The organism is Streptococcus mitis, assembly GCF_008763935.1.
Classification (GTDB): Bacteria; Bacillota; Bacilli; order Lactobacillales; family Streptococcaceae; genus Streptococcus; species Streptococcus mitis_DB.
In genome coordinates, this window is the sequence record NZ_VTQF01000001.1 from 468,584 (window position 1) to 492,222 (window position 23,639).

Here is a 23,639-nt window from a genome sequence, read left to right on the forward strand (position 1 = left end):
ATATGGGATTATTTGACCGTCTATTCGGAAAAAAAGAAGAACCTAAAATCGAAGAAGTTGTAAAAGAAGCTCTGGAAAATCTTGATTTGTCTGAAGATGTTGAGCCAGCCTTAACAGAAGCTGAGGAACTTCCTCATGAAGAAGCAGAAGTTGAAAGTTCTGAAGAAGCTGTGTTTAAAGAAGACGAAAATCAAGAGACAGTTGAAGAAAATAACAATTTAGAGCCAGTTGTAAAAGTTCCTCAAGAAGAAATAGAAGAATTACCAAACTCAGAAGAAGTCCCAGATGAAGAGAAGCTTGAGTACGAAGGAACTGTAGAAGAAAATAGTTCTAAAGTGTTTGAACCAGAAAGGCTTCAATCAGAAGAAACTGTTCAGGAAAAATATGACCGCAGTCTTAAGAAAACTCGTACAGGATTTGGTGCTCGTTTAAATGCTTTCTTTGCTAATTTCCGCTCTGTTGACGAAGAATTCTTCGAGGAACTGGAAGAACTGCTGATTATGAGTGACGTTGGTGTTCAAGTCGCTTCTAACTTAACAGAAGAGCTTCGCTATGAAGCTAAACTCGAAAACGCTAAGAAGCCTGATGTACTTCGCAGTGTCATTATCGAGAAATTGGTTGAACTCTATGAAAAGGATGGCAACTACGATGAACAAATCCATTTCCAAGATGGTTTGACAGTTATGCTCTTTGTTGGAGTTAATGGTGTCGGGAAAACAACTTCTATCGGGAAACTAGCCAACCGCTACAAACAAGCTGGTAAGAAGGTCATGCTTGTTGCGGCAGATACCTTCCGTGCAGGGGCGGTAGCCCAGCTAGCTGAATGGGGTCGACGAGTAGATGTTCCAGTAGTGACTGGACCTGAGAAAGCTGACCCAGCCAGTGTGGTCTTTGATGGCATGGAACGTGCTGTGGCTGAAGATATCGATATTCTCATGATTGATACTGCAGGTCGTCTACAAAACAAGGACAACCTTATGGCTGAGTTGGAAAAGATTGGTCGTATCATCAAACGTGTTGTGCCAGAAGCACCGCATGAAACCTTCTTAGCACTTGATGCATCAACAGGTCAAAACGCTCTTGTGCAGGCCAAAGAATTTTCGAAAATTACCCCTTTGACAGGAATAGTCTTGACCAAGATTGATGGAACTGCTCGAGGTGGTGTTGTTCTAGCTATCCGAGAAGAACTTAATATTCCTGTAAAATTGATTGGTTTTGGTGAAAAAATCGATGATATTGGAGAATTTAACTCAGAAAACTTTATGAAGGGTCTCTTGGAAGGCTTAATCTAATTAGAAGCAAAAATCCTGCAAGCTACAAACTTGCAGGAAATTTTTTTATTCTAAACGACCATCTTGACGGTAGGCGATATCTGGTTGCCAAGTCCATTTGGCACCGAATTTTTCAAGTAAGTCAAAGCTAGCTTGAGGTCCCATGCTTCCAGCTTTATAGTCATGAAGTGGGGCACCATTTTCAGCCCAGAGTTCTTCGATACGGTCAATCAATTTCCATGACGCACCAACTTCATCCCAGTGGCTAAAGTTAGTTGAGTTGTTATTTAAGACATCATAAATCAATTTCTCGTATGGTTCCGGAGAGGCACCAGTTGCGGTCGCATCTGTACGGTAATCAAGTGAGTTAGGAGCCAAGTTGAATTCTTCTCCTACTTGCTTCCCATTTAGGCTAAGAGAGAAGCCTTCTGTTGGTTGGATATAGATGGTCAAAATGTTTGGAGCAAGTGGTTCTCCAAAGATAGAATCCATTTGTTTAAAGACGATGTTGACATGAGTTCCTTTCTCAGTCAGACGTTTACCAGTACGGAAGAAGAAAGGAACACCACGGAATCGATCGCTGTCTACAAAGAAGGCACCAGATGCAAAGGTTTCAGTTGTTGATTCTGGATTTACATTTGGCTCGCTACGATAAGAGATGTATTTCATGCCATCAATCTTACCAGATCGGTATTGACCACGGATAAAGTGTTCTTTAAGTTCTTCATCAGTTGGATGATAGAGGTTTTTAAAGACCCTAATCTTCTCAGCACGAATCTCGTCTTTTGTGAAGCTTGCTGGCTTGTCCATAGCAAGGAGAGAAAGAAGTTGTAGTGTGTGGTTTTGTACCATGTCACGGAGGGCACCAGATTCATCATAGTAGCCACCACGTTCTTCTACACCCAAGCGCTCTGCAAAGGTAATTTGAACATTGTCGATAAAGTCCTTGTTCCAAACATTTTCAAAGATCAGGTTTGCAAAGCGAACTGCAAAGATGCTTTGGATCATTTCCTTACCAAGATAATGGTCGATACGGAAAATTTGTTCTTCGTCAAATGTTGCTAGGAGTTCGTCATTCAACTTGCTTGCGCTTGCGTAATCTGTACCAAATGGTTTTTCAACGATTAAACGTTCAAAACCTTTACCGTCTACAATGTTTTCAGACTTAAGGTGTTTAGCAATAGTTCCAAAGAACTGAGGTGCCATAGACAAGAAGAAGAGCTTGTTGTGTTCAGCTTGGTACTTGTCATTTAGTTCAGCCTGCAATTGACGTAAAGCAATGTAGTGCTCTGTATCATTGACATCATGACTTTGATAGTAGAAGTGACTAGCAAACTCCTGAGCCTGTTCAGTACTATCTGCTAAATCAAGGATAGATTCGACTACAACAGATTCAAAATATTCCTTGCTCCAAGGACGACGGGCAGTTCCAATAACGGCAAAGTGCTCGGAAAGATTGCCGGATTTATATAGTCTAAAAAGGGAAGGGTAGAGCTTGCGTTTAGCCAGGTCTCCACTCGCACCGAAAATTGTAACAATAACCTTAGATGACATCTAGCTACCTAATTTCTATTTTTATTCCTAGTCTTGCTAGGTATGAGGAAACCTCATTTCATAAACTTAATTCTAACATAATTTTCCTAAAAATCAAAAAATCCAATACGAGATAGAAAAAAACTGCAAGGAAATCCTTACAGTTTGAGTTTAGACGTTTAAGACCTTGTCCAAGAAATCTTTCAGACGTGGGTGTTGTGGGTTATCAAAGATTTGATCAGGTGTTCCGTCTTCAAGGAACTCGCCATCTGCAGTAAAGATAACGCGGTTAGCAACCTGACGAGCAAATCCCATCTCATGGGTTACGATAATCATGGTCATACCTTGTTCAGCCAATTCCTTCATAACATTTAGTACGTCTCCGACCATCTCAGGGTCAAGGGCAGAAGTTGGTTCATCAAAGAGCATGATGTCTGGATTCATTGCTAGTCCACGAGCGATGGCCACACGCTGTTTTTGACCACCTGATAGGCTATCTGGGTTAGCATTAGCTTTATCTGCTAGCCCAACCTTGTCAAGCAACTCCATTCCCAATTTCTCAGCTTCTTCCTTAGTCATCAACTTGTGCTCAATTGGAGCAAAGGTGATATTGTCCAATACAGACATATGAGGGAAGAGGTTGAAGTGTTGGAACACCATTCCGATATTTTCACGGACGTGGTCAACGTTGGTTGTTTTTTCAGTTAAGTCATAACCGTTCACAGTGATGTGACCGCTAGTAACTTCTTCTAAAAGATTAAGGCTACGGAGGAAAGTTGACTTACCAGAGCCTGAAGGACCGATGATACAAACAACATCTCCTTCATAGAACTTAGTTGTAATTCCTTTTAGAACTTCATTTTTTCCATAATACTTATGTAAATCATTTACATCAATTTTTAATTTTGCCATTAACGAATCCTCTTTTCTAAGCGTTTCGCTAGTCTAGTCAAAAGTGTGATAATTACAAGATAGAAGATAGCAAGGATTGCATACATCTTGAAACTTTGGTAGTTACGGGCGATTATAATCTTACCAGTTTGGAAGAGTTCCACCAAACCGATAGCAGATACGATAGTTGTATCTTTAAGAGCAATAACGAATTGGTTAACAAAGTTTGGCAACATCAATTTAGTTGCTTGTGGCAAGATAATCTTACGCATGGTTTTTCCATAAGAGATCCCCAAGCTTCGGCTGGCTTCCATTTGACCAACTGGAACGGCCTGAATACCACCACGAACGATTTCAGCGATATAAGCGGCTGCATTGAGCGATAGGGCAATGGTACCAGCTACAAAGTCGTTAATTGGGCTTTGTTGGCCTGTAATAGACTCGATGAAGTTTGGAATTCCCCAGAAGATGAAGGCTGCAAGAATCATCAAAGGAATACCACGGATAACGTCAACGAAAATCTCAGAGATGACGCGAAGAGATTTGTAGGGGCTAACGCTAAACATACCAAAGATAATTCCGATAACAATGGCAATAGCAAATGAGATAAGAGCTAGAGCAAGAGTGATACCAAGCCCGCTAAGGAGTTGTTTGTAGTTATTTTGAAGTAAGCCCCAGATAGTTGTTTCGTCAACAGTGTTTGTTGAAGCAGATGAAGATTCGCTAGCTAGGTATTTATCAAGAATCTTTTGGAATTCTCCGTTTGCTTTAAGGTTTGCAAGTCCGTTATTGAACATTTCAATCAATTCTGGATTTGCTCCTTTTTTAACAGCAAAGGCTGTTTCACCGATTGGAGTTCCAGCGATTGGAGTTTTCAATTTTTGCCCTTGGCTAATAGAATATTTGAGGACAGGCTCATCATCCATAACGGCATCAATGGCACCAGTGTTTAAACTGTCATACATTGAAGAACCATCAGCGAAGGTTTTGATTTTGTAACCGTATTTGCCTTGATTTTCTGTTAGGAAGGTTTGAGAAGCAGTTCCGTTTTTAACACCGACTGTCTTTCCTTTTAAATCTTCATAAGAAGCAATGGTACTTGATTCTTTGACACCAAGGATAGTATTGGCAGTGTAGTAGGATTCTGAAAAGTCAAAAGTTGCCTTACGAGCATCTGTGACAGACATACCGGCAATGATACCATCAGCTTGACCAGCTTGGACAGCACTGATAGCTGCATCGAAACCAGGATTGGTAATTTCAATTTCAAAACCTTGGTCTTTAGCGATTGCCTTAATCAAGTCCATATCAATTCCAGTAAATTGGTTGCTTGAGTTTTGGAACACAAAAGGTGCAAAAGAAGAATCACTGGCAATGATGTATTTAGCTTTAACAGGAATGGCTTTTAATCCTGCTAGAGTAGATGTAGTTGGCACTGCTGAAGAAGATGAAGCAGTCCATTTCTTGATGATTTTATCAAGGCTACCATCTTTTTTCATTTCAGCCAAGGCTTGGTTAAATTCAGTGACTAGGTGCTCGTATTTGCTTCCTTTTTTAACACCGAAAGCAAAACTTCCTACAGCTTCACCATCCATTTCAATATGGAGGTCTTGACCTTGGTTAATAGCATACTCGATAACAGGTTTGTCATCCATCATGGCATCAATGGCACCAGCACTCAAGCTGTTGTTCATCAAATCACCAGTGTCAAATGTTTTAATAGCAAAGCCGTATTTGTCCTTAATACTTTCAAGGAAACGTTGAGCGGCAGTTCCATTTTTAACACCAACAGTTTTACCTTTTAATTGGTCATACTGACTAATCTTGTGTGACTTTGTAGTTGCAATGACAACTTTTGTATCATAGTAAGTATCAGACATTGTGAAAACTTTTTCACGTTCTGCAGTTTTTGTCATTCCTGCCATAATAGCGTCAGCTTGACCAGCTTGAACTGCATTCACCGCTGCGTCAAATCCAGGATAGGACATCTGAATGTTCCATCCTTTAATCTCAGCGACTTTGTTAATAATGTCAACATCAATTCCTTTATAAGTTTGATCTGAATCTTTAAACTCAAAAGGTGCATAGGCGGTATCAGACACAATCTTAATTGTTTCTGCCTTAGCAATACCTAATGAGAAAATTGGGAATAAAATTAGCAAAAATGCTAGAAATTTTTTCTTCATTTTTAGTCTCCTTTTCCGAATATTTTTCCATTATATCAGAAAAAACTAAAAAATGCAAATCTAGGGGCTTTTATGTTAGAAGATATAACATAAAAGCCCTTTATTTCTTTCTTGAACTGCTACCACAAAGTGCTATAATAATAGTATATAATAGAAGAAAAGAGAACGGAGATATGAAGAACAAAAGAATTTTTAAAGACTTTCAAGCTTCTCAAATGAGATTAAACATTTACACAAGCCCCTTGTTAGCCTTTGTTTTTGTCTTTATAGGAGAGTTTGTGGCTTATACTTTGTATGGTATTAGCTTGTTAGCTCTCATCGGACTTGCTAGAAATTTTGGAGAGGCTGGCCAAAATCTTGCAACCTACTTGCAGACCTTGCAACAGAGCTTGACGGATAAAACAAGTGACTTTCGTTTAATTTTAGAATTGCTGGCCTTTGGATTCGTTCTCAATACTGTGTTCAGATGGACTAGAAAAGTTGAGAAAAGACCTATTCGAACCTTGGGATTTTATAGAGAGAATTTCCTCAGCAATCTTCTGAAAGGATTTGGGCTAGGTCTGGCACTTTTTCTTCTGACCTTGTTAGGTTTAGTAGCATTAGGGCAATATCGTTTTGAGTCTATTCACTTAAATCCTTATTCTCTTACCTTTGTCGTCTTTACTATCCCATTTTGGATTTTACAGGGGACAACAGAAGAAGTGGTATCCCGTGCTTGGCTCCTTCCTCAATTGGCCTCAAGAACCAATCTAAAACTTGCTGTTCTTATATCTAGCCTGTTCTTTACCCTGCTTCATATGGGCAATTCTGGTCTAACACCTCTATCTCTAATGAATCTCTTCTTATTCGGAGTTGCCATGGCTCTTTACCTTCTCAAAACTGATACAGTTTGGGGTGTTGCAGGTATTCATGGAGCCTGGAATTTTGCTCAGGGAAATCTCTTTGGGATTTTAGTTAGTGGTCAACCATCAGGAACGTCTCTGATGACCTTTTTACCACAAGGCAATCAAGGATGGCTATCAGGTGGTTCTTTTGGCATAGAAGGCTCTATCATGACAAGTCTAGTCTTGTTACTGCTGATTATCTATCTCGCTTATCAATTAAAGAAAGAAAATGAAAGGATGTGACTTCGGTTCGTCCTTTTCTTCGTGAAAATGCTACAAGTATGCTAAAATAGGAATAGCACATCGAGAGAGGATTCTTATGATTAATCGCATTACAGACAATCAATTTAAACTAGTATCAAAATATGAACCATCAGGAGATCAACCCCAAGCTATCGAGCAGTTGGTAGATAATATCGAGGGGGGAGAAAAAGCTCAGATTCTGATGGGGGCGACCGGAACAGGGAAGACCTATACCATGAGTCAGGTTATTTCCAAAGTCAATAAACCAACTCTGGTCATTGCCCACAATAAAACTCTAGCAGGACAGCTCTATGGGGAGTTTAAGGAATTTTTCCCTGAAAATGCTGTTGAGTACTTCGTATCCTACTATGATTATTACCAACCAGAGGCCTATGTTCCTTCTAGTGATACCTATATTGAGAAGGATAGTTCTGTCAATGACGAGATTGATAAGCTCCGACACTCAGCGACTTCAGCCCTTTTGGAACGCAATGATGTTATTGTCGTGGCTTCAGTCTCTTGTATCTATGGTTTGGGTTCGCCCAAGGAATACGCTGATAGTGTCGTTAGTCTCCGTCCAGGTCTTGAAATTTCTCGTGATAAACTCTTGAACGACTTGGTTGATATCCAGTTTGAACGTAATGATATTGATTTCCAACGGGGAAGATTTCGCGTTCGTGGGGATGTGGTAGAGATTTTCCCAGCTTCCCGTGATGAACACGCCTTTCGAGTAGAATTTTTTGGAGATGAAATTGACCGTATCCGTGAGGTTGAGGCTCTGACAGGTCAGGTGTTTGGAGAAGTGGATCATTTGGCGATTTTCCCAGCCACTCACTTTGTGACCAATGACGACCACATGGAAGTTGCCATTGCCAAGATTCAGGCCGAGTTGGAGGAGCAGTTAGCTATCTTTGAAAAGGAAGGTAAATTGCTAGAAGCCCAGCGCTTGAAACAGCGAACAGAGTATGATATTGAGATGCTGCGCGAGATGGGCTATACCAACGGGGTTGAAAACTACTCACGCCATATGGATGGACGTAGCGAAGGTGAGCCTCCTTATACGCTTCTCGATTTCTTCCCAGATGATTTCTTAATCATGATTGACGAGAGTCACATGACTATGGGGCAAATCAAGGGAATGTATAATGGAGACCGTTCTCGTAAGGAAATGTTAGTAAATTACGGTTTCCGTTTGCCGTCTGCTCTGGACAATCGTCCTCTCCGTCGGGAGGAGTTTGAAAGCCATGTGCATCAGATTGTTTACGTTTCAGCGACACCTGGTGACTATGAAAATGAACAGACCGAGACAGTGATTGAGCAAATCATTCGTCCGACAGGTCTTTTGGATCCTGAGGTGGAAGTTCGTCCGACTATGGGACAGATTGATGACCTCTTAGGTGAAATTAATGCCCGTGTTGAAAAGAACGAACGAACCTTTATCACAACCTTAACCAAGAAGATGGCTGAGGACTTGACCGACTACTTCAAAGAAATGGGCATCAAGGTCAAGTACATGCACTCGGATATTAAGACCTTGGAGCGGACGGAGATTATCCGTGACCTGCGCTTGGGTGTCTTTGATGTCTTGGTCGGAATCAATCTACTACGCGAAGGGATTGACGTTCCTGAAGTGAGTCTCGTAGCTATTCTCGATGCTGACAAGGAAGGTTTCCTTCGTAACGAGCGTGGACTCATCCAGACCATTGGACGTGCTGCCCGTAATAGTGAAGGGCATGTCATCATGTATGCGGACACCGTTACTCAGTCTATGCAACGTGCTATCGATGAAACTGCTCGCCGTCGGAAAATCCAGATGGCTTATAATGAAGAACACGGTATTGTGCCTCAGACAATCAAGAAAGAAATCCGTGATCTGATTGCTGTGACCAAGGCAGTTGCTAAGGAAGAGGAGAAGGAAGTCGATATCAATAGCCTCAACAAACAAGAGCGCAAAGAACTAGTCAAGAAACTCGAAAAACAAATGCAAGAAGCAGTTGAAGTGCTTGACTTTGAACTAGCAGCTCAGATTCGGGATATGATGTTGGAAGTCAAGGCGTTGGGGTAGGGGAATTTTATGAATATTTTAGTTATCAATGGACATCCTGATAAAGAAAGTTACTGCCAAGCAATTTTTCAAACGATTGTAGAAAACATAGACTCAAATAGACATGAACTTGAAATGATTAATCTTAATGCAGAAGAGTTTGATCCTGTTTTACGTTATGGTTACCGACAAAGAATGGAGGACAATCCGTTTATTCTACGCTCTCAAGAATTAATTCAGTGGGCAGATCATTTCATTTTTGTTTATCCTATTTGGTGGAGTAGTATGCCTAGTCTATTGAAAGGGTGGATTGATCGTGTTTTTACGCCAGGCATTGCATACTCTGCAAATAATCGAGGAAGCTTTATTTTGAATTACTTGAGAGGTAAACAGTTCAAAAAGTTATTAAAAGGAAAAACAGCTAGTATCTATGCAACTTCTATGGCACCAACTTGGTGGTACAAAGTATTTTCAGGTCCGATTAACATTCCAGACAGTTATGGAATATCAGTATTAAAGAATGCTGTATTGAATCACTGTGGCATAAAAACAAAGAGGGTTTCAATCTTGGGAGAGTTAGGCCGTGAAGTAAATACAAGTTCAACAAGACAAAAATTTCTACAAAAAGTAGCAAAGGAAGTCAGGGTGTTGGATTAAGGAAAAGAAAGTAAATGACGGTTATTATCAAATCAATGGAAACTCCTGAAGAGATAGAAGGTAAATCCATTGTTCACTGGCAAACGTGGAGAGAGGCTTATGATGACCTTTTGCCTGCAGAATTTCAGGAGACAATGACATTAGAAAGGTGTCGATTCTTTAGTCAAAAATATCCAGAAAATACATTGATTGCGATGGATGGCATGAAGGTAGTTGGTTTTATTAGTTATGGCAACTTTCGTGATGAGACGATTCAAGCTGGCGAAATTATTGCCTTATATGTTTTAAAAGACTATTATGGAAAAGGTATTGCACAAAAGTTAATAAAAGCAGCTTTGATTGCTCTTGATCATTTTTCTGAAATTTTCTTATGGGTATTGAAAGATAATAAGCGCGCCATTGCTTTCTATCAAAAAATGGGCTTTACTTTTGATGGACAAGAAAAGATGCTTGAACTTGGAAAGCCTATAAAGGAAAAACGAATGGTATTCTATTATAAATAATTTTAAAAAGTAGAAGCTAATGGTACTGGTACCAAGTCTAAAAATTTAATAAATTAGAAAGTGAGTAAATTTATGTCTCGAGCACAATTAACGATTTTAACAAATATTTGTCTGATTGAAGACCCCGAAACTCAGCGCGTGGTTATGCAGTATCGCTCTCCTGAAACCAATCGCTGGTCTGGTTATGCCTTTCCAGGAGGCCATGTAGAAAATGGCGAATCTTTCGCAGAGTCTGTCATTCGTGAAATCTATGAAGAAACAGGGTTGACTATTCAAAATCCTCAACTTGTCGGCATTAAAAATTGGCCACTAGATACAGGTGGGCGCTATATTGTCGTTTGTTATAAGGCAACTGAGTTCTCTGGTACCCTTCGCTCTTCAGATGAAGGAGAAGTTTCTTGGGTGCAAAAAGACCAGATTCCAAACTTGGATCTGGCCTATGATATGCTACCTTTGATGGAGATGATGGAAGCATCGGACAAATCTGAATTTTTCTACCCTCGCCGTACAGAAGACGATTGGGAAAAGAAAATTTTCTAATCCTTTACTAAATAACCTAGCTGATCCAAGGCCTCCTCGATATAGTGGAGGTCTTGTTGTGTTTCGGCTTCGACTAGGTGGTAATGGACACCATCTGTCAATTCAGATAAAGGTTTAAAATCAGAATGCTCGACTTGTTCTAGAAAATGTTGAACATCTCTGCGGCAAGACAGTTTAAGCAAGGTTTCAATTTCTCCATAAACGGGATGGTCAATCAAAGTATTCTGGACACGCCCTCCATTATCGACGATAGCAAGGAGTTCTTGACCGATTTCTTCAACTTCATGTTTCACCTTGAAAAGTTTATGTACATAAGGATTGGTATCAATTTGCTTATAGACGTAGCCACGATTAGTAGATAGGATAGGAGCGCCATCGGCTCTCAAAATTGCAATGTCCTGCACAATGACCTGACGTGTGACATGAAAATGTTCCGCCAAACTTTGGCCATTAAGGGCTTTAGGAGCTTCTTTCAAGAGTTGGAGCAGAGCTTGTTTGCGATCTTTTGTCATAGCTTTTCCTTTTAACGGCGTTTTCGAAGCACTTTATAGACAGCTAGTGCTAATGTATAGTCTACCATACTATGTATAATTGTGCCAAATCCAACTAGTACAAATAGAACATAAAACATATTTTCTACATTGGTACCAGAAGTTGCGTAGAAAACGACACAGGCCAATACTTCAGCAAGGGCATGGATAAGCGCTAAAACAAAGTTAAAAATCCAGGAAGATTTTGGTTTATCTAGTGTATCTGGGAATTTTTGTAGGTAAAGAGCCCCCAAAGTACCAAAAAAGATATGGGAAAAAGCTCGAAATACGATAACCATGGGATAGCCAGCCATCAAAAATCCAAAACTAGAGGCTAGGATGACAAAAACTGCCATCAAGGGCGACAAGAACATGGCAATAAAAATAGCGATGTGACTCCCCAAAGTGTAAGAAGCAGGTGGAATGACGATCTTGAAAGGCATAACAATTGGAATTAAAATTGCAATAGCCGTTAAGAGGGCAGTCATTGTCATAAATTGTGTCTTTTTCCGTGTATTCATAAGAATCTCCTTTTAACTGTATATACACTAGTATAGTATAATAAACAAGACAATAAAGCAAGGATTTACTTGGGTTTATAGGTCGTTTTTTAGTTAAAAGTTGGTAAAGATTTCACTAAAAAGAAACTGTATAGAGCAAAATCTCCACCTTCAAGCTTGAAAGTGGAGATTGTTTTTATTTTTTCAAAGTCTGTAGTCTTGGAACAATGGCTAGGGTTAGAACTGCGGAAATGACTAATTCGGCAATGGAGTTTGTTGAGATAACAGTTGCTAGGAGTTTTTGGATATTACCATCAAAGACATTTCCAAAAAGGTAGAAAATTCCACCAAGTACAAAGACTGTGTTGGTAAGTGAACCAAGGGCACCAGCTAAAATAAGACCAGTTTTATTTTTCATCAGTTTATAGACTAGATAAGGAGTTAAACCAATCAAAATACGTGGGACGATAGCAATGATAGCTGAGTATATGTTTCCGTTTGGTACAAATGGAGAGAAGAGGTAGCTTGTCGGTAGAATTGTAATCGTGTTAACAGTTAAGCTAAGTAGCCCCATCAAAAATCCAAGTGTAACTCCAACGCGTGGACCGTAAATAATGCTGGCAATAATGACAGGAATATGAACGATAGTCGGTTTGATTGGAAATGGAAAAAGGTTAAAGATAAGTGAGCTCAGAAAGTGTATCACGAGCATGGTTGCAAAAAAGATAGCAATAGGTGCAATATTAGAGCGTTTTTTCATCGAGAGTTTCCTTTATTCTTTCTAAAATAATTGTGAGGTCGGCTAAGGCTCCTCTTCCGTGGTCTCCACAAGCTAGTAGGGATTCCTTAGGAGCAATCAGCTGATAGCCGTAGGTTTCTAATGTTTTCAGATTAGCCTGAGTTGCTGGATGGTCATACATTTTTGTATTCATAGCAGGAGCTATTAGTTTGGGAATATGACTGGGCAAGGCTAAAGCTGTACTGGTCACCATGTTGTCCGCAAAGCCAAGGGCTAGTTTTGCGATAGTGTTAGCAGTTGCAGGGGTCACGATGAATACATCCGCCTTTTTTCCAAGTTCGATATGATTAACCTGTTCAGGATAGGGTTCCTTCATGACATCCAGGTGGACAGGATTCTGTGATAAGACCTGTAGAGTCAAAGGTTGGATAAACTCTGTAGCAGCCTGGGTCATTAAGACAGTGACTTGATGGCCTTGTTTTTTAAGCGAACTAACTAAATCTGCCGACTTGTAAGAGGCGATTGAGCCCGTTACAGCCAAGAGAATGTTTGACATAGTTTTCCTTTCTATGAATGACAGGCTTGAATTTTTTCAAGGAGGAGTTCTGCAATTTCTTCTTTAGTGTTAACCGTTTGGAGATAATCTTTCTCAACAAAGATTGCACGATGCTGGTTTGCTGAAATTTGAGTCAGGTCATTTGCGATAATCAAGTCTGCTTGGTTCTTGATAAGACTTTTTCTAGCAATCTCGATGAGATAATCCTCAGAGACATCAACCAGCAGTTTGAAGCCAATCAGATGAATAGCAGGATTCCATTCTTTGACTAGAGAGATGATTTTTGGTGTTTTTTTCAGGAATAAAACCTGAACCTCATCAGTCGAAGAAATCTTAGCTTGATGATTTTGCTTGCTTAAAAATTTTTCCAAATTGGAGCTAGACTGAACTTCCTCTAGACTTGTCATATAAACAGGAGTGTAGTCGGATACCGCCATTGAGTGAATCAAGACTTGATAATCCTGAACACGTTCTTGCATCTCTAGTAGAAGGTTCTTGGTATTGTTAATTTCTCGAATGCTTAGGTTGGGATGGGCTTCTGGCTTCAGAGCTCGTTTTGTTGTTATCAGACAAACTTCATGCCCTGCAGCAAGCAAGGTTTCTGTGATGATTTTCCCCAAGCGACCTGTGGAATGGTTAGTGATAGAGCGGACGCTATCAATAGCTTCACTGGTACCGCCCGATGTAACTAAAATTTTCATAGCACTATTGTACACAAAAATAAGCGGTAAGTAAAATGAAAGTGATAAAATTTTGGTAAAAGGAAAGAATATAGTTTCAAACTATAAAGCCATATAAAATTTAAGAAAGGGCTCTAAAACCTTAAAAATAAGGGATATTTACGAACGTTTATAGAGTTTAAGGATGTTAAAAATCTTGTTTTGTGTTATAATAAATTATCATATAAGAGGTTAGAGGAGTTTTGAATGAAAACAGATATTGAAATCGCACAGAGTATTGAGTTGAAGCCAATCGTTGATGTTGTAGAGAAACTTGGTATTTCTTACGACGATTTGGAGTTATACGGAAAGTACAAGGCTAAGCTCAGCTTTGATAAAATTCGTGCAGTTGAAAGCAATCCAGTTGGGAAATTGATTTTGGTTACTGCCATCAACCCAACACCTGCAGGTGAAGGAAAATCAACTATTACCATTGGTCTGGCGGATGCCTTGAACAAGATTGGCAAGAAAACCATGATCGCTATCCGCGAACCATCTCTTGGTCCAGTAATGGGAATTAAGGGTGGTGCGGCAGGTGGTGGTTATGCCCAAGTTCTGCCAATGGAAGATATCAACCTCCACTTTACAGGGGACATGCATGCCATTACAACTGCCAACAATGCTCTTTCTGCCTTGATTGACAACCACTTGCACCAAGGAAATGAGTTGGGAATTGACCAACGTCGTATCCTCTGGAAACGTGTAGTGGACTTGAATGATCGTGCTCTTCGCCATGTGACCGTTGGACTTGGTGGCCCTTTAAATGGTATTCCTCGTGAGGATGGTTTTGACATTACCGTTGCTTCCGAAATCATGGCAATTCTTTGCTTGGCAACAGACATCGAGGACTTGAAACGCCGTTTGGCTAATATCGTTATCGGTTATCGCTATGACCGTACACCTGTTTCTGTAGGTGATTTGCAGGTTGAAGGTGCCTTGGCGTTGATCTTGAAGGATGCTATTAAGCCTAATCTCGTTCAAACAATTTATGGTACACCTGCCTTTGTACACGGTGGTCCATTTGCCAATATTGCTCATGGATGTAATTCAGTCTTGGCAACGACAACAGCGCTTCACTTGGCTGATTACACAGTTACAGAAGCTGGTTTTGGTGCAGACCTTGGTGCCGAGAAATTCCTTGATATTAAGACACCAAACTTGCCAACATCTCCAGATGCAGTAGTTATTGTAGCAACCCTTCGTGCCCTTAAGATGAATGGTGGCGTGGCTAAGGATGCTCTTACAGAGGAAAATGTAGAAGCAGTGCGTGCAGGTTTTGCTAACTTGAAACGCCACGTTGAAAATATCCGTAAATTTGGAGTACCTGCAGTCGTAGCTATTAACGAATTTGTGTCTGATACAGAAGCAGAAATCGCAGCCTTGAAAGAACTTTGTGCTTCAATTGATGTGCCAGTCGAGTTAGCAAGTGTCTGGGCTGATGGTGCCGAAGGTGGAGTAGCTCTTGCTGAAACGGTTGTTAAGACTATCTCTGAAAACCCAGCTAACTACAAACGTTTGTATGATAATGACCTTTCTGTCCAAGAAAAGATTGAAAAGATTGTTACTGAAATCTACCGTGGTAGCAAAGTAAACTTTGAGAAGAAAGCTCAAACGCAAATCGCTCAAATTGTTCAAAATGGTTGGGACAAATTGCCAATCTGTATGGCTAAGACCCAGTATAGCTTCTCAGACAATCCAAATGCACTTGGAGCACCTGAAAACTTTGAAATTACCATTCGCGAATTGGTGCCAAAATTAGGTGCAGGCTTCATCGTTGCTTTAACTGGCGATGTCATGACCATGCCAGGACTTCCAAAACGACCGGCAGCCCTCAACATGGATGTTGAAAGTGACGGAACTGTCCTAGGTTTGTTCTAGTATATTGAAATTGACTTTAAATGAGTTTGGAATACTAACCAAGCTCATTTTTTTATCTAGATATAAGGAGTTACCTTTTACACGTAACCAGTCTAGGTAAAGATATTTTCCCTGATTTCTGATATAATAGAAACATTGACTTCAAGAGTAAGGAAGAGAAGATGAACGCATTATTAAATGGAATGAATGACCGTCAGGCTGAGGCGGTGCAAACGACAGAAGGTCCCTTGTTGATCATGGCAGGTGCTGGTTCTGGGAAGACTCGAGTTTTGACCCACCGTATCGCTTATTTGATTGATGAAAAGCTGGTCAATCCTTGGAATATCTTGGCCATTACCTTTACTAACAAGGCTGCGCGTGAGATGAAGGAGCGTGCTTATAGCCTCAATCCAGCCACTCAGGACTGTCTGATTGCGACCTTCCACTCCATGTGTGTTCGTATTTTGCGTCGCGATGCGGACCATATTGGCTACAACCGCAATTTCACTATTGTAGATCCTGGTGAACAGCGAACGCTCATGAAACGTATTCTCAAGCAGTTGAACTTGGATCCTAAAAAATGGAATGAACGAAGCATCTTAGGAACCATTTCAAATGCTAAGAACGACCTGATTGATGATGTAGCTTATGCTGCCCAAGCTGGCGATATGTATACGCAAATCGTGGCCCAGTGCTACACTGCTTACCAAAAAGAACTGCGTCAGTCGGAGTCGGTTGATTTTGATGATTTGATTATGCTGACCCTGCGTCTCTTTGATCAAAATCCTGATGTTTTGACTTACTATCAACAGAAATTCCAATACATCCACGTTGATGAGTACCAAGATACCAACCATGCCCAGTACCAACTGGTCAAACTCTTGGCTTCCCGTTTTAAAAATATCTGTGTGGTTGGAGATGCGGACCAGTCTATCTACGGTTGGCGTGGTGCTGATATGCAGAATATCTTGGACTTTGAAAAGGATTACCCCCAAGCCAAGGTTGTTTTATTGGAGGAGAATTACCGTTCAACTAAAACCATTCTCCAAGCGGCTAATGAGGTTATTAAAAATAATAAAAATCGCCGTCCTAAGAATCTCTGGACTCAAAACGCTGATGGAGAACAAATCGTTTACTATCGTGCCAATGATGAGCTAGATGAGGCTGTATTTGTAGCTAGAACCATCGATGAACTTGGTCGCAGTCAAAACTTCCTTCACAAGGATTTTGCAGTTCTTTATCGTACTAATGCGCAGTCCCGTACTATTGAGGAAGCCCTGCTCAAGTCCAATATTCCTTATACCATGGTTGGAGGAACCAAGTTCTACAGCCGTAAGGAAATCCGAGATATTATCGCTTACCTCAATCTTATTGCCAATTTGAGTGACAATATCAGTTTTGAACGTATTATCAACGAGCCTAAACGTGGAATTGGGTCAGGTACAGTTGAGAAAATCCGTGACTTTGCGAATATGCAAGACATGTCCATGCTAGATGCTTCAGCCAATATCATGTTATCTGGTATCAAGGGTAAAGCAGCCCAGTCTATCTGGGATTTTGCCAATATGATTCTAGATTTACGAGGGCAGCTGGACCAATTAAATATTACAGAGTTGGTTGAGGCTGTCCTTGAAAAAACAGGTTACGTCGATATTCTCAATGCTCAAGCGACTTTAGAAAGCAAGGCTAGGGTTGAAAATATTGAAGAGTTCCTCTCTGTGACGAAAAACTTTGATGACACCTCTGATGTTTCAGAAGAAGAAACTGGTTTGGACAAACTAAGTCGTTTCTTAAATGACCTGGCCTTGATTGCCGACACAGATTCAGGGAGTCAGGAGACATCAGAAGTGACCTTGATGACTCTGCATGCTGCCAAAGGTCTCGAGTTTCCAGTTGTCTTTTTGATTGGGATGGAAGAAAATGTCTTCCCGCTTAGTCGTGCGGCTGAAGATCAAGATGAACTAGAAGAAGAACGCCGTCTGGCCTATGTAGGAATTACGCGTGCAGAGAAAATTCTCTATCTGACAAATGCCAACTCGCGCCTGCTTTTTGGTCGTACCAACTACAACCGTCCGACTCGTTTTATTAACGAAATTAGCTCAGACTTACTTAAGTATCAAGGATTAGCTCGTCCTACGAATACAAGTTTTAAAGCATCTTATAGCGGTGGTGGCCTTGCCTTTGGTCAAGGTATGAGTCTGGCTCAAGCTCTTCAAGACCGTAAACGCAGTGCGGCCCCAAAAACTATCCAGTCAAGCGGTCTCCCATTTGGTCAATTTACTGCTGGAGCAAAATCAGCGTCTAGTGAAGCAAATTGGTCTATTGGTGACATTGCTCTCCACAAGAAATGGGGAGAGGGAACTGTTCTGGAAGTTTCAGGTAACGGAGCTACTCAGGAATTAAAAATCAATTTCCCAGAAGTAGGTTTGAAAAAACTTTTGGCTAGTGTAGCCCCAATTGAGAAAAAAATATAATTTTCCATCCTTCTCACGAATAATAAAGTGAGGAGGATTTTTATGTATAGTATTTCATTCCAAGAAGATTCACTATTACCAAGAGAAAGACTGGCCAAAGAAGGAGTTGAAGCGCTCAGTAATCAAGAGTTGCTAGCTATTTTACTTAGGACAGGAACACGGCAAGCCAGTGTTTTTGAAATTGCTCAGAAAGTTTTGAACAATCTTTCAAGCCTAACGGATTTGAAAAGAATGACCCTGCAGGAATTGCAGAGTCTGTCTGGTATCGGGCGTGTTAAGGCTATAGAATTACAAGCTATGATTGAACTGGGGCATCGTATTCATAAACATGAGACTATTGAGATGGAAAGTATTCTCAGTAGCCAAAAGTTGGCCAAGAAGATGCAGCAGGAGTTGGGACATAAAAAACAAGAGCACCTGGTGGCGCTCTATCTCAATACTCAAAATCAAATCATCCATCAACAGACCATTTTTATCGGTTCTGCAACTCGTAGTATCGCTGAGCCGCGAGAGATTCTTCACTATGCTATCAAGCATATGGCGACTTCTCTCATTTTGGTTCACAATCATCCTTCGGGAGCGGTAGCCCCTAGTCGAAATGATGATCATGTCACTAAACTTGTAAAAGAAGCCTGCGAACTGATGGGTATTGTCCTTTTGGACCATTTGATTGTCTCACATTCTAGTTACTTTAGTTACCGTGAAAAGACGGATTTAATCTAAAGTTCATTAACGACATAGTCAAAGAGGTTTTTATCTTTGGGACGATTTTCAAATAGAAATTCTGGATGCCATTGGACACCTAGAAAGGAGACATCATCCGTACTCATGACAGCTTCAATGATACCATCCTTAGGATCATGAGCTGCAATCTTTAAGTTAGGTGCTAAATCCTTAATACTCTGATGGTGGAAGGAGTTGATATGGGAAATTTCTCCATAGATTTCTCGAAGAACAGTATCAGGTTCTGTTACCAAGCGTTGGGTTGTGTACTCGGCGGAACAATCCTGCCAGTGATCTTCGATATCTTGATACAAACTTCCACCCATGGCAACGTTAAAGAGTTGTGTTCCACGGCAGACAGAAAAAATTGGCTTTTTCTGTTTAATTGCTTCCTTGATGAGAGCCAGTTCGAAGATATCTCTTTGAAGGTGGTAGTCATCGCTATCAATGGTTTTTGGTTCACCATAGAATTTTGGATCAACATTTTGCCCACCTGTCAAGATGAGCTTGTCAATCATACTGATATAGTGGCTAGCCATTTCTTGATCACCAATTGGTAGGATGATGGGAATCCCTCCAGCGTCTTTAACGCCTTCAACAAAGCCTTTTGCTACGTAGCTCATCATGATGTCATCATCTGGATGAGTTTTTTCGTTTCCTGTAATCCCAATAACTGGTTTTTTCATAAAATGATTTTCGCTTTCTAATCCTCTTTTCGCATGAAGTAGAGGAGGGTTTGGAGTTCACTTGTCAAATCAACATACTGAACGACCACGTCTTTTGGTAAATGCAGATGGACTGGTGAAAAACTGAGAATTCCTTTTACGCCAGCATCAACCAATAGATTAGCAACTTCTTGTGACTTGACGCTGGGAACGGTCAGGATAGCAGTCTTGACATCAGCATCCTTGATTTTATCCTTGATTTGAGAAATTCCGTAAATAGGAATCCCATCAGGAGTTTGGGTTCCAACTTCGGGATGGTCATCTAGGTCAAAGGCCATGATAATCTTCATCTTGTTGCGCTCATGGAAGCGGTAGTGGAGAAGGGCATGGCCCATATTTCCAATACCTACCAGCATGACATTGGTGATGGAGTTATCATTGAGCAAATCGGCAAAAAATGTCATCAGTTTTTTGACATCATAGCCAAATCCACGCCGACCTAGTTCACCAAAATAGGAAAAATCACGACGTACGGTCGCTGAATCAATACCGATAGCCTCTGCAATTTGCTTAGAGTTGGCACGTTCAATCTTTTCTGCATGAAATCTCTTAAAAATTCGATAGTAGAGAGAGAGTCTTTTCGCTGTAGCTTTTGGAATAGCAGACTGTTTATCTTTCACAAAATCACAACCTTTCTATTCTTCTATTTTATAGAAACATTGTGAAAAAATCAACAAAAACAAGAAAAAACTAAGAAAAATCTTAGTTTTAATGTAAAAAATCTGCATGTGATAGAAAACGGTAGAGGTCTCCGACCAGACCTTGGTAAACTTCCTGGCCCTTAAAGGTTAAAGAAGTCACATAAAGTGTATCTGGCAGAGTCACACATCCTGACAGAGCCAGCATGAGAGCCTCGTAATCCTCATACTTGAGAGTGCGCTCTACATGATAGCTGTCCTTATAGGTCAGTTCAAACATTTTTACTTTATCTTTCTGATTTTGTAAAGACACCACGTTCTACCAAGCTATCCATGAGGAAATAGAATTTTTCCTGATGAATGTGGTGGTCTTCTGATTTGAAAATATCAACTAGACGTAGCCCAAACTTGTCAGTGATATTGATTTTAGCTCCTGTAAGTTCCTTGTTAATGATGATTTTGAGTTGGAATCCCTCACCGCTGTTCGGAACTTTTTCCAAAAGGCGAGTCAGTTCATAGTTACCAACCTTAGTCTCCAAAAAGGTGTTGTCCTTAAGGGTGAATTTTTTAACAGAAGGGCTAAGAGTGTAGTCGTAACGACAATTTTTTAACTGAATGGTTTTTTCAAATGCCATATGGCTAACCTCCGATAATTTCTTTTAAGGTTTTTGCGAGGGTATGTAGGTCTTCAACAGTATTTTCTGGCGACAAACTGATACGAACGGATTCCTTCAGACGCTCTGAATTTGCTCCGTACATAGCTTCAAGAACATGGCTGGATTGTACAATGCCTGCAGTGCAGGCTGAGCCAGTAGAGATTGAAATTCCAGCTAAATCTAGACGAAGGAGTAAGAGATCATTTTTCTGGCCAGGAAATCCAATATTGAGAACATAAGGGAGATGATGTTGTCCTCTATTTAAGTAATATTGAATGCCCTCCAGATCTGCAAGAAAGGCAGTTTCTAGATTTTGTACATGTTGAAAATGTTCTTCTTGCTTTTCTAGGTCTTCTTTTAAGGCTGCTATCATACCTACGATGGCAGGCAGATTTTCAGTTCCTGCACGTTTTTTCTGTTCTTGGTCTCCGCCATGTAGATAGGAATCAAAGTCCATGCTAGAAGCGTAGAGAAAGCCGATTCCCTTAGGACCATGGAATTTATGGGCAGAAGCGGTGAGAAAATCAATGCCCAATTCTTCTGGGTGAATGGGTATTTTACCAATAGCCTGAACTGCGTCGACATGATAGGCAGCAGGGTGTTGCTTGAGTATGTGGCCAATTTCAGCAATGGGCAGTAGGTTTCCAGTCTCATTATTGGCAAACATGGTAGAAACCAAAATCGTATCGTCACGTAAAGCCTTTTGAATTTGCTGGGCTGTGATTTCTTGATTTTCTGGTTGGATAATGGTTACTTCAAAATCAAAGTGTTGAACCAAGTAATTAATGGTTTCAAGGACAGCATGGTGCTCAATGGCAGTTGTGATGATATGTTTTCCTTGTTCTTGGTGACGAAGGCAGTAGCCGATCATGGCAGTATTGTTTCCTTCAGTCCCACCAGAAGTGAAAAAGATATGTTGAGGTTTTGTTCCCAGTAACTGGGCTAGTTCCTGACGGGCTTCGCGTAAGAGCTTGCCAGCTTGACGACCATGCCCATGAATACTAGAAGGATTTCCATAGGTTTCTTGCATAACCTTGGTCATAGCTGAAATAGCAACTGCTGACATAGGAGTCGTCGCAGCATTGTCCAAATAAATCAAAGAATCACCTTATTTCTTTTTGTTGTATGCAAAGAGTGGGCTGACTGGTTTTCTTTCGTGAATACGGACGATGGCATCACCAATTAACTCACTAGCAGTGATGTAGCATACGTTTTTAGGAGTTTTTTCTTTTGTTGCTACTGAATCAGTCACAAGAATTTCTTTAATATTAGTATTGTCAAGAAGTTCAGCAGCGCCTTCGACGAAGAGGCCGTGGCTAGAAACAGCATAAATTTCTGTAGCCCCTTCACGTTCAACGATTTTAGCAGCTTCAGAGAAGGTACGTCCAGTATTTAAAATATCGTCGATCAAGATAGCTTTTTTACCTTCAACATCACCGATGATATAACCTTCGTTGCGAGTTGCATCGTCTTGAGGGTAGTCGATAATGGCGATAGGAGCATCAAGATATTCAGCCAAGCTACGAGCACGTTTTACACCTGAATTTTTAGGGCTAACGACAACAACATCTGAGCCAAGGAGCCCCTTATCGCAGTAATGTTTTGCAAATAGAGGAACTGTATAGAGGTTGTCAACAGGAATATCAAAGAAGCCTTGCACCTGAACAGCATGCAAATCAAGCGTAAGAACACGGTCAACTCCAGCCTTAACTAGCATATTAGCAACTAGTTTAGCTGTAAGTGGCTCACGTGGTGAAGCAATGCGGTCTTGACGTGCATAGCCAAAATATGGAAGGACAACGTTGATACTGTGGGCACTTGCGCGCACACAAGCGTCGACCATGATCAACAATTCCATTAAGTGGTTGTTAACAGGGAAACTTGTTGATTGGATGATGTACACATCATAACCACGGACACTTTCTTCGATATTCACTTGGATTTCTCCGTCTGAAAACTGACGTGATGATAGTTTTCCAAGTGGGACACCAACAGCTTGAGCAATTTTCTGTGCAATCTCTTGGTTAGAGTTGAGTGCGAAAAGTTTCATGTTTTTTCTATCTGACATTATAGACCGTCCTCTGTAAACTTTTTAAATCCTAGCCATATCTGCCTAGCCTATATGAACTGGGATTTTTGTATTTTATCTTTTCTATTTTACCAAAAAATAGAGATTATTTCAGCTATTTTTCATGCTTTTGACAAATCGAACCAATTTTGAAGGGGCTTTTTGGTAGGAAATCTGATTTTCCTCTAAAAATTGTTGGAAATCCTGTTTGCCTTGCTCGTGATTTTCCACTTCAAGCTCTAATTCGTAATCCGTCATATCAAAGTATTGACTCTCATCTAGAGCCATGAGACCAATAGCTGTCTTCATTTCATAGCGAAGTGTCGTTAGACAACCAAGAATCTGCCATTCACTAGTTTTAATATCATGTTTCGCCAATTCATCAAGAATCAGTCCCTGAGGAAGTTCTTCCTTAGCCAGATAGTTTTCAGCATCTTTTAGTTGCAATTTTTGGTTGTATTCCATGTTTCCAACACTTTGCGGGACTTTGAGTGTCAATTCTGCCCAGTCTTCAAAGGTTCGAATGCGCATAGCAACTTTCTTTTCTCGCAGTTCAAAATCAGGTGTGTCTATGTAGTAATTTTTTTGAAGAACAGGAGTGACACCTGTGAACTGGTCTTTTAGACGATCATATTCATCTTTTTTCAAGAGTGTTTTCAATTCAATTTCTAAATGTTTCATTTTTCTTACCTTTTCTTTATC

The 23,639-nt window shown here is 40.5% G+C and carries 24 protein-coding genes; 9 read left to right on the forward strand and 15 right to left on the reverse strand.

From position 1 onward, the window contains the following. Nucleotides 1-2: 2 nt before the first annotated feature. Nucleotides 3-1,292: a signal recognition particle-docking protein FtsY gene (gene ftsY, locus F9B91_RS02240; protein WP_150922399.1), complete on the forward strand. Its 1,290-nt coding sequence runs from the start codon at nt 3-5 to the stop codon at nt 1,290-1,292. A gap of 45 nt (nt 1,293-1,337) precedes the next feature. Here the strand turns inward: ftsY and zwf are convergent, their stop codons facing one another. The 3 genes from zwf to F9B91_RS02255 all read right to left on the reverse strand — a co-directional run bounded on the left by zwf (nt 1,338) and on the right by F9B91_RS02255 (nt 5,881). Continuing rightward, complete coding sequence (gene zwf, locus F9B91_RS02245) at nt 1,338-2,825, reverse strand: glucose-6-phosphate dehydrogenase (protein ID WP_150922400.1); 1,488 nt, start codon at nt 2,823-2,825, stop codon at nt 1,338-1,340. Between the two features lie 150 nt (nt 2,826-2,975). Further along, a complete protein-coding gene (locus F9B91_RS02250; RefSeq protein ID WP_125411699.1) occupies nt 2,976-3,716 on the reverse strand; it encodes an amino acid ABC transporter ATP-binding protein in 741 nt (246 codons plus the stop codon). Next, nucleotides 3,716-5,881 carry an ABC transporter substrate-binding protein/permease gene (locus F9B91_RS02255; RefSeq protein ID WP_150922401.1) on the reverse strand — a complete coding sequence of 722 codons (2,166 nt, stop codon included), beginning with the start codon at nt 5,879-5,881 and terminating at the stop codon, nt 3,716-3,718. Before F9B91_RS02255 ends, F9B91_RS02250 begins: the two co-directional genes overlap by 1 nt. Nucleotides 5,882-6,054: 173 nt before the next feature. Here F9B91_RS02255 and F9B91_RS02260 point away from each other — a divergent pair, with 173 nt between their 5' ends. From F9B91_RS02260 to F9B91_RS02280, 5 genes are all read left to right on the forward strand, one after another. Beyond that, the gene (locus F9B91_RS02260; protein WP_150922402.1) at nt 6,055-7,008 is read left to right on the forward strand and encodes a CPBP family intramembrane glutamic endopeptidase; all 954 of its coding nucleotides are present in this window, start codon (nt 6,055-6,057) and stop codon (nt 7,006-7,008) included. 76 nt (nt 7,009-7,084) lie between these two features. After that, nucleotides 7,085-9,073 carry an excinuclease ABC subunit UvrB gene (gene uvrB / locus F9B91_RS02265; RefSeq protein WP_150922403.1) on the forward strand — a complete coding sequence of 663 codons (1,989 nt, stop codon included), beginning with the start codon at nt 7,085-7,087 and terminating at the stop codon, nt 9,071-9,073. A gap of 9 nt (nt 9,074-9,082) precedes the next feature. After that, the gene (locus F9B91_RS02270) at nt 9,083-9,709 is read left to right on the forward strand and encodes an NAD(P)H-dependent oxidoreductase (protein WP_150922404.1); all 627 of its coding nucleotides are present in this window, start codon (nt 9,083-9,085) and stop codon (nt 9,707-9,709) included. A 14-nt stretch (nt 9,710-9,723) separates the two neighbouring features. Further along, complete coding sequence (locus F9B91_RS02275; protein WP_049491712.1) at nt 9,724-10,212, forward strand: GNAT family N-acetyltransferase; 489 nt, start codon at nt 9,724-9,726, stop codon at nt 10,210-10,212. 72 nt (nt 10,213-10,284) lie between these two features. Further along, nucleotides 10,285-10,752, forward strand: a complete 468-nt coding sequence (locus F9B91_RS02280) for an 8-oxo-dGTP diphosphatase (protein WP_150922405.1) — start codon at nt 10,285-10,287, stop codon at nt 10,750-10,752. On the opposite strand, the gene F9B91_RS02285 is transcribed toward F9B91_RS02280, so the two are convergent. From F9B91_RS02285 to coaB, 5 genes are all read right to left on the reverse strand, one after another. Next, nucleotides 10,749-11,264: a transcription repressor NadR gene (locus F9B91_RS02285; RefSeq protein WP_000159185.1), complete on the reverse strand. Its 516-nt coding sequence runs from the start codon at nt 11,262-11,264 to the stop codon at nt 10,749-10,751. The two genes, F9B91_RS02280 and F9B91_RS02285, sit on opposite strands and share 4 nt — an antisense overlap. An 11-nt stretch (nt 11,265-11,275) precedes the next feature. Further along, nucleotides 11,276-11,803, reverse strand: coding sequence for an ECF transporter S component (locus F9B91_RS02290; RefSeq protein WP_001097396.1), 528 nt, complete (start codon nt 11,801-11,803; stop codon nt 11,276-11,278). A 175-nt stretch (nt 11,804-11,978) separates the two neighbouring features. Then, nucleotides 11,979-12,542 (reverse strand): ECF transporter S component, encoded by a 564-nt coding sequence (locus F9B91_RS02295; RefSeq protein WP_000747412.1) that lies wholly within the window; start codon nt 12,540-12,542, stop codon nt 11,979-11,981. Then, nucleotides 12,526-13,077 (reverse strand): phosphopantothenoylcysteine decarboxylase, encoded by a 552-nt coding sequence (coaC, locus tag F9B91_RS02300; RefSeq protein ID WP_049544196.1) that lies wholly within the window; start codon nt 13,075-13,077, stop codon nt 12,526-12,528. The genes F9B91_RS02295 and coaC overlap by 17 nt, the downstream gene beginning before the upstream one ends. Nucleotides 13,078-13,088: 11 nt before the next feature. Further along, on the reverse strand, nt 13,089-13,778 hold the full coding sequence (gene coaB / locus F9B91_RS02305; protein ID WP_049544198.1) for a phosphopantothenate--cysteine ligase: 690 nt from the start codon (nt 13,776-13,778) through the stop codon (nt 13,089-13,091). 225 nt (nt 13,779-14,003) lie between these two features. Between coaB and F9B91_RS02310 the strand changes: the two genes are divergently transcribed. From F9B91_RS02310 to radC, 3 genes are all read left to right on the forward strand, one after another. Then, nucleotides 14,004-15,674 (forward strand): formate--tetrahydrofolate ligase, encoded by a 1,671-nt coding sequence (locus F9B91_RS02310; protein ID WP_150922406.1) that lies wholly within the window; start codon nt 14,004-14,006, stop codon nt 15,672-15,674. A 161-nt stretch (nt 15,675-15,835) separates the two neighbouring features. After that, a complete protein-coding gene (gene pcrA, locus F9B91_RS02315; RefSeq protein ID WP_150922407.1) occupies nt 15,836-18,127 on the forward strand; it encodes a DNA helicase PcrA in 2,292 nt (763 codons plus the stop codon). A gap of 42 nt (nt 18,128-18,169) precedes the next feature. Then, nucleotides 18,170-18,850 (forward strand): RadC family protein, encoded by a 681-nt coding sequence (gene radC, locus F9B91_RS02320; RefSeq protein WP_150922408.1) that lies wholly within the window; start codon nt 18,170-18,172, stop codon nt 18,848-18,850. Here the strand turns inward: radC and F9B91_RS02325 are convergent. The 7 genes from F9B91_RS02325 to F9B91_RS02355 all read right to left on the reverse strand — a co-directional run bounded on the left by F9B91_RS02325 (nt 18,847) and on the right by F9B91_RS02355 (nt 23,618). Further along, nucleotides 18,847-19,536 carry a gamma-glutamyl-gamma-aminobutyrate hydrolase family protein gene (locus F9B91_RS02325; RefSeq protein ID WP_150922409.1) on the reverse strand — a complete coding sequence of 230 codons (690 nt, stop codon included), beginning with the start codon at nt 19,534-19,536 and terminating at the stop codon, nt 18,847-18,849. The genes radC and F9B91_RS02325 overlap by 4 nt on opposite strands. A 17-nt stretch (nt 19,537-19,553) precedes the next feature. Continuing rightward, nucleotides 19,554-20,195: a redox-sensing transcriptional repressor Rex gene (locus tag F9B91_RS02330; protein WP_000653417.1), complete on the reverse strand. Its 642-nt coding sequence runs from the start codon at nt 20,193-20,195 to the stop codon at nt 19,554-19,556. Nucleotides 20,196-20,283: 88 nt separating this feature from the next. Next, nucleotides 20,284-20,493 carry a DUF4649 family protein gene (locus tag F9B91_RS02335; protein WP_191962397.1) on the reverse strand — a complete coding sequence of 70 codons (210 nt, stop codon included), beginning with the start codon at nt 20,491-20,493 and terminating at the stop codon, nt 20,284-20,286. Between the two features lie 7 nt (nt 20,494-20,500). Continuing rightward, entirely contained in the window at nt 20,501-20,848 is a 348-nt protein-coding gene (locus F9B91_RS02340) for a DUF1831 domain-containing protein (RefSeq protein WP_150922411.1), read from the reverse strand. 4 nt (nt 20,849-20,852) lie between these two features. After that, nucleotides 20,853-21,968, reverse strand: coding sequence for a cysteine desulfurase family protein (locus F9B91_RS02345; protein ID WP_150922412.1), 1,116 nt, complete (start codon nt 21,966-21,968; stop codon nt 20,853-20,855). A gap of 9 nt (nt 21,969-21,977) precedes the next feature. Beyond that, entirely contained in the window at nt 21,978-22,937 is a 960-nt protein-coding gene (locus F9B91_RS02350; protein ID WP_001283823.1) for a ribose-phosphate diphosphokinase, read from the reverse strand. A 111-nt stretch (nt 22,938-23,048) separates the two neighbouring features. Further along, complete coding sequence (locus F9B91_RS02355) at nt 23,049-23,618, reverse strand: CYTH domain-containing protein (RefSeq protein ID WP_150922413.1); 570 nt, start codon at nt 23,616-23,618, stop codon at nt 23,049-23,051. Nucleotides 23,619-23,639 lie beyond the last annotated feature (21 nt).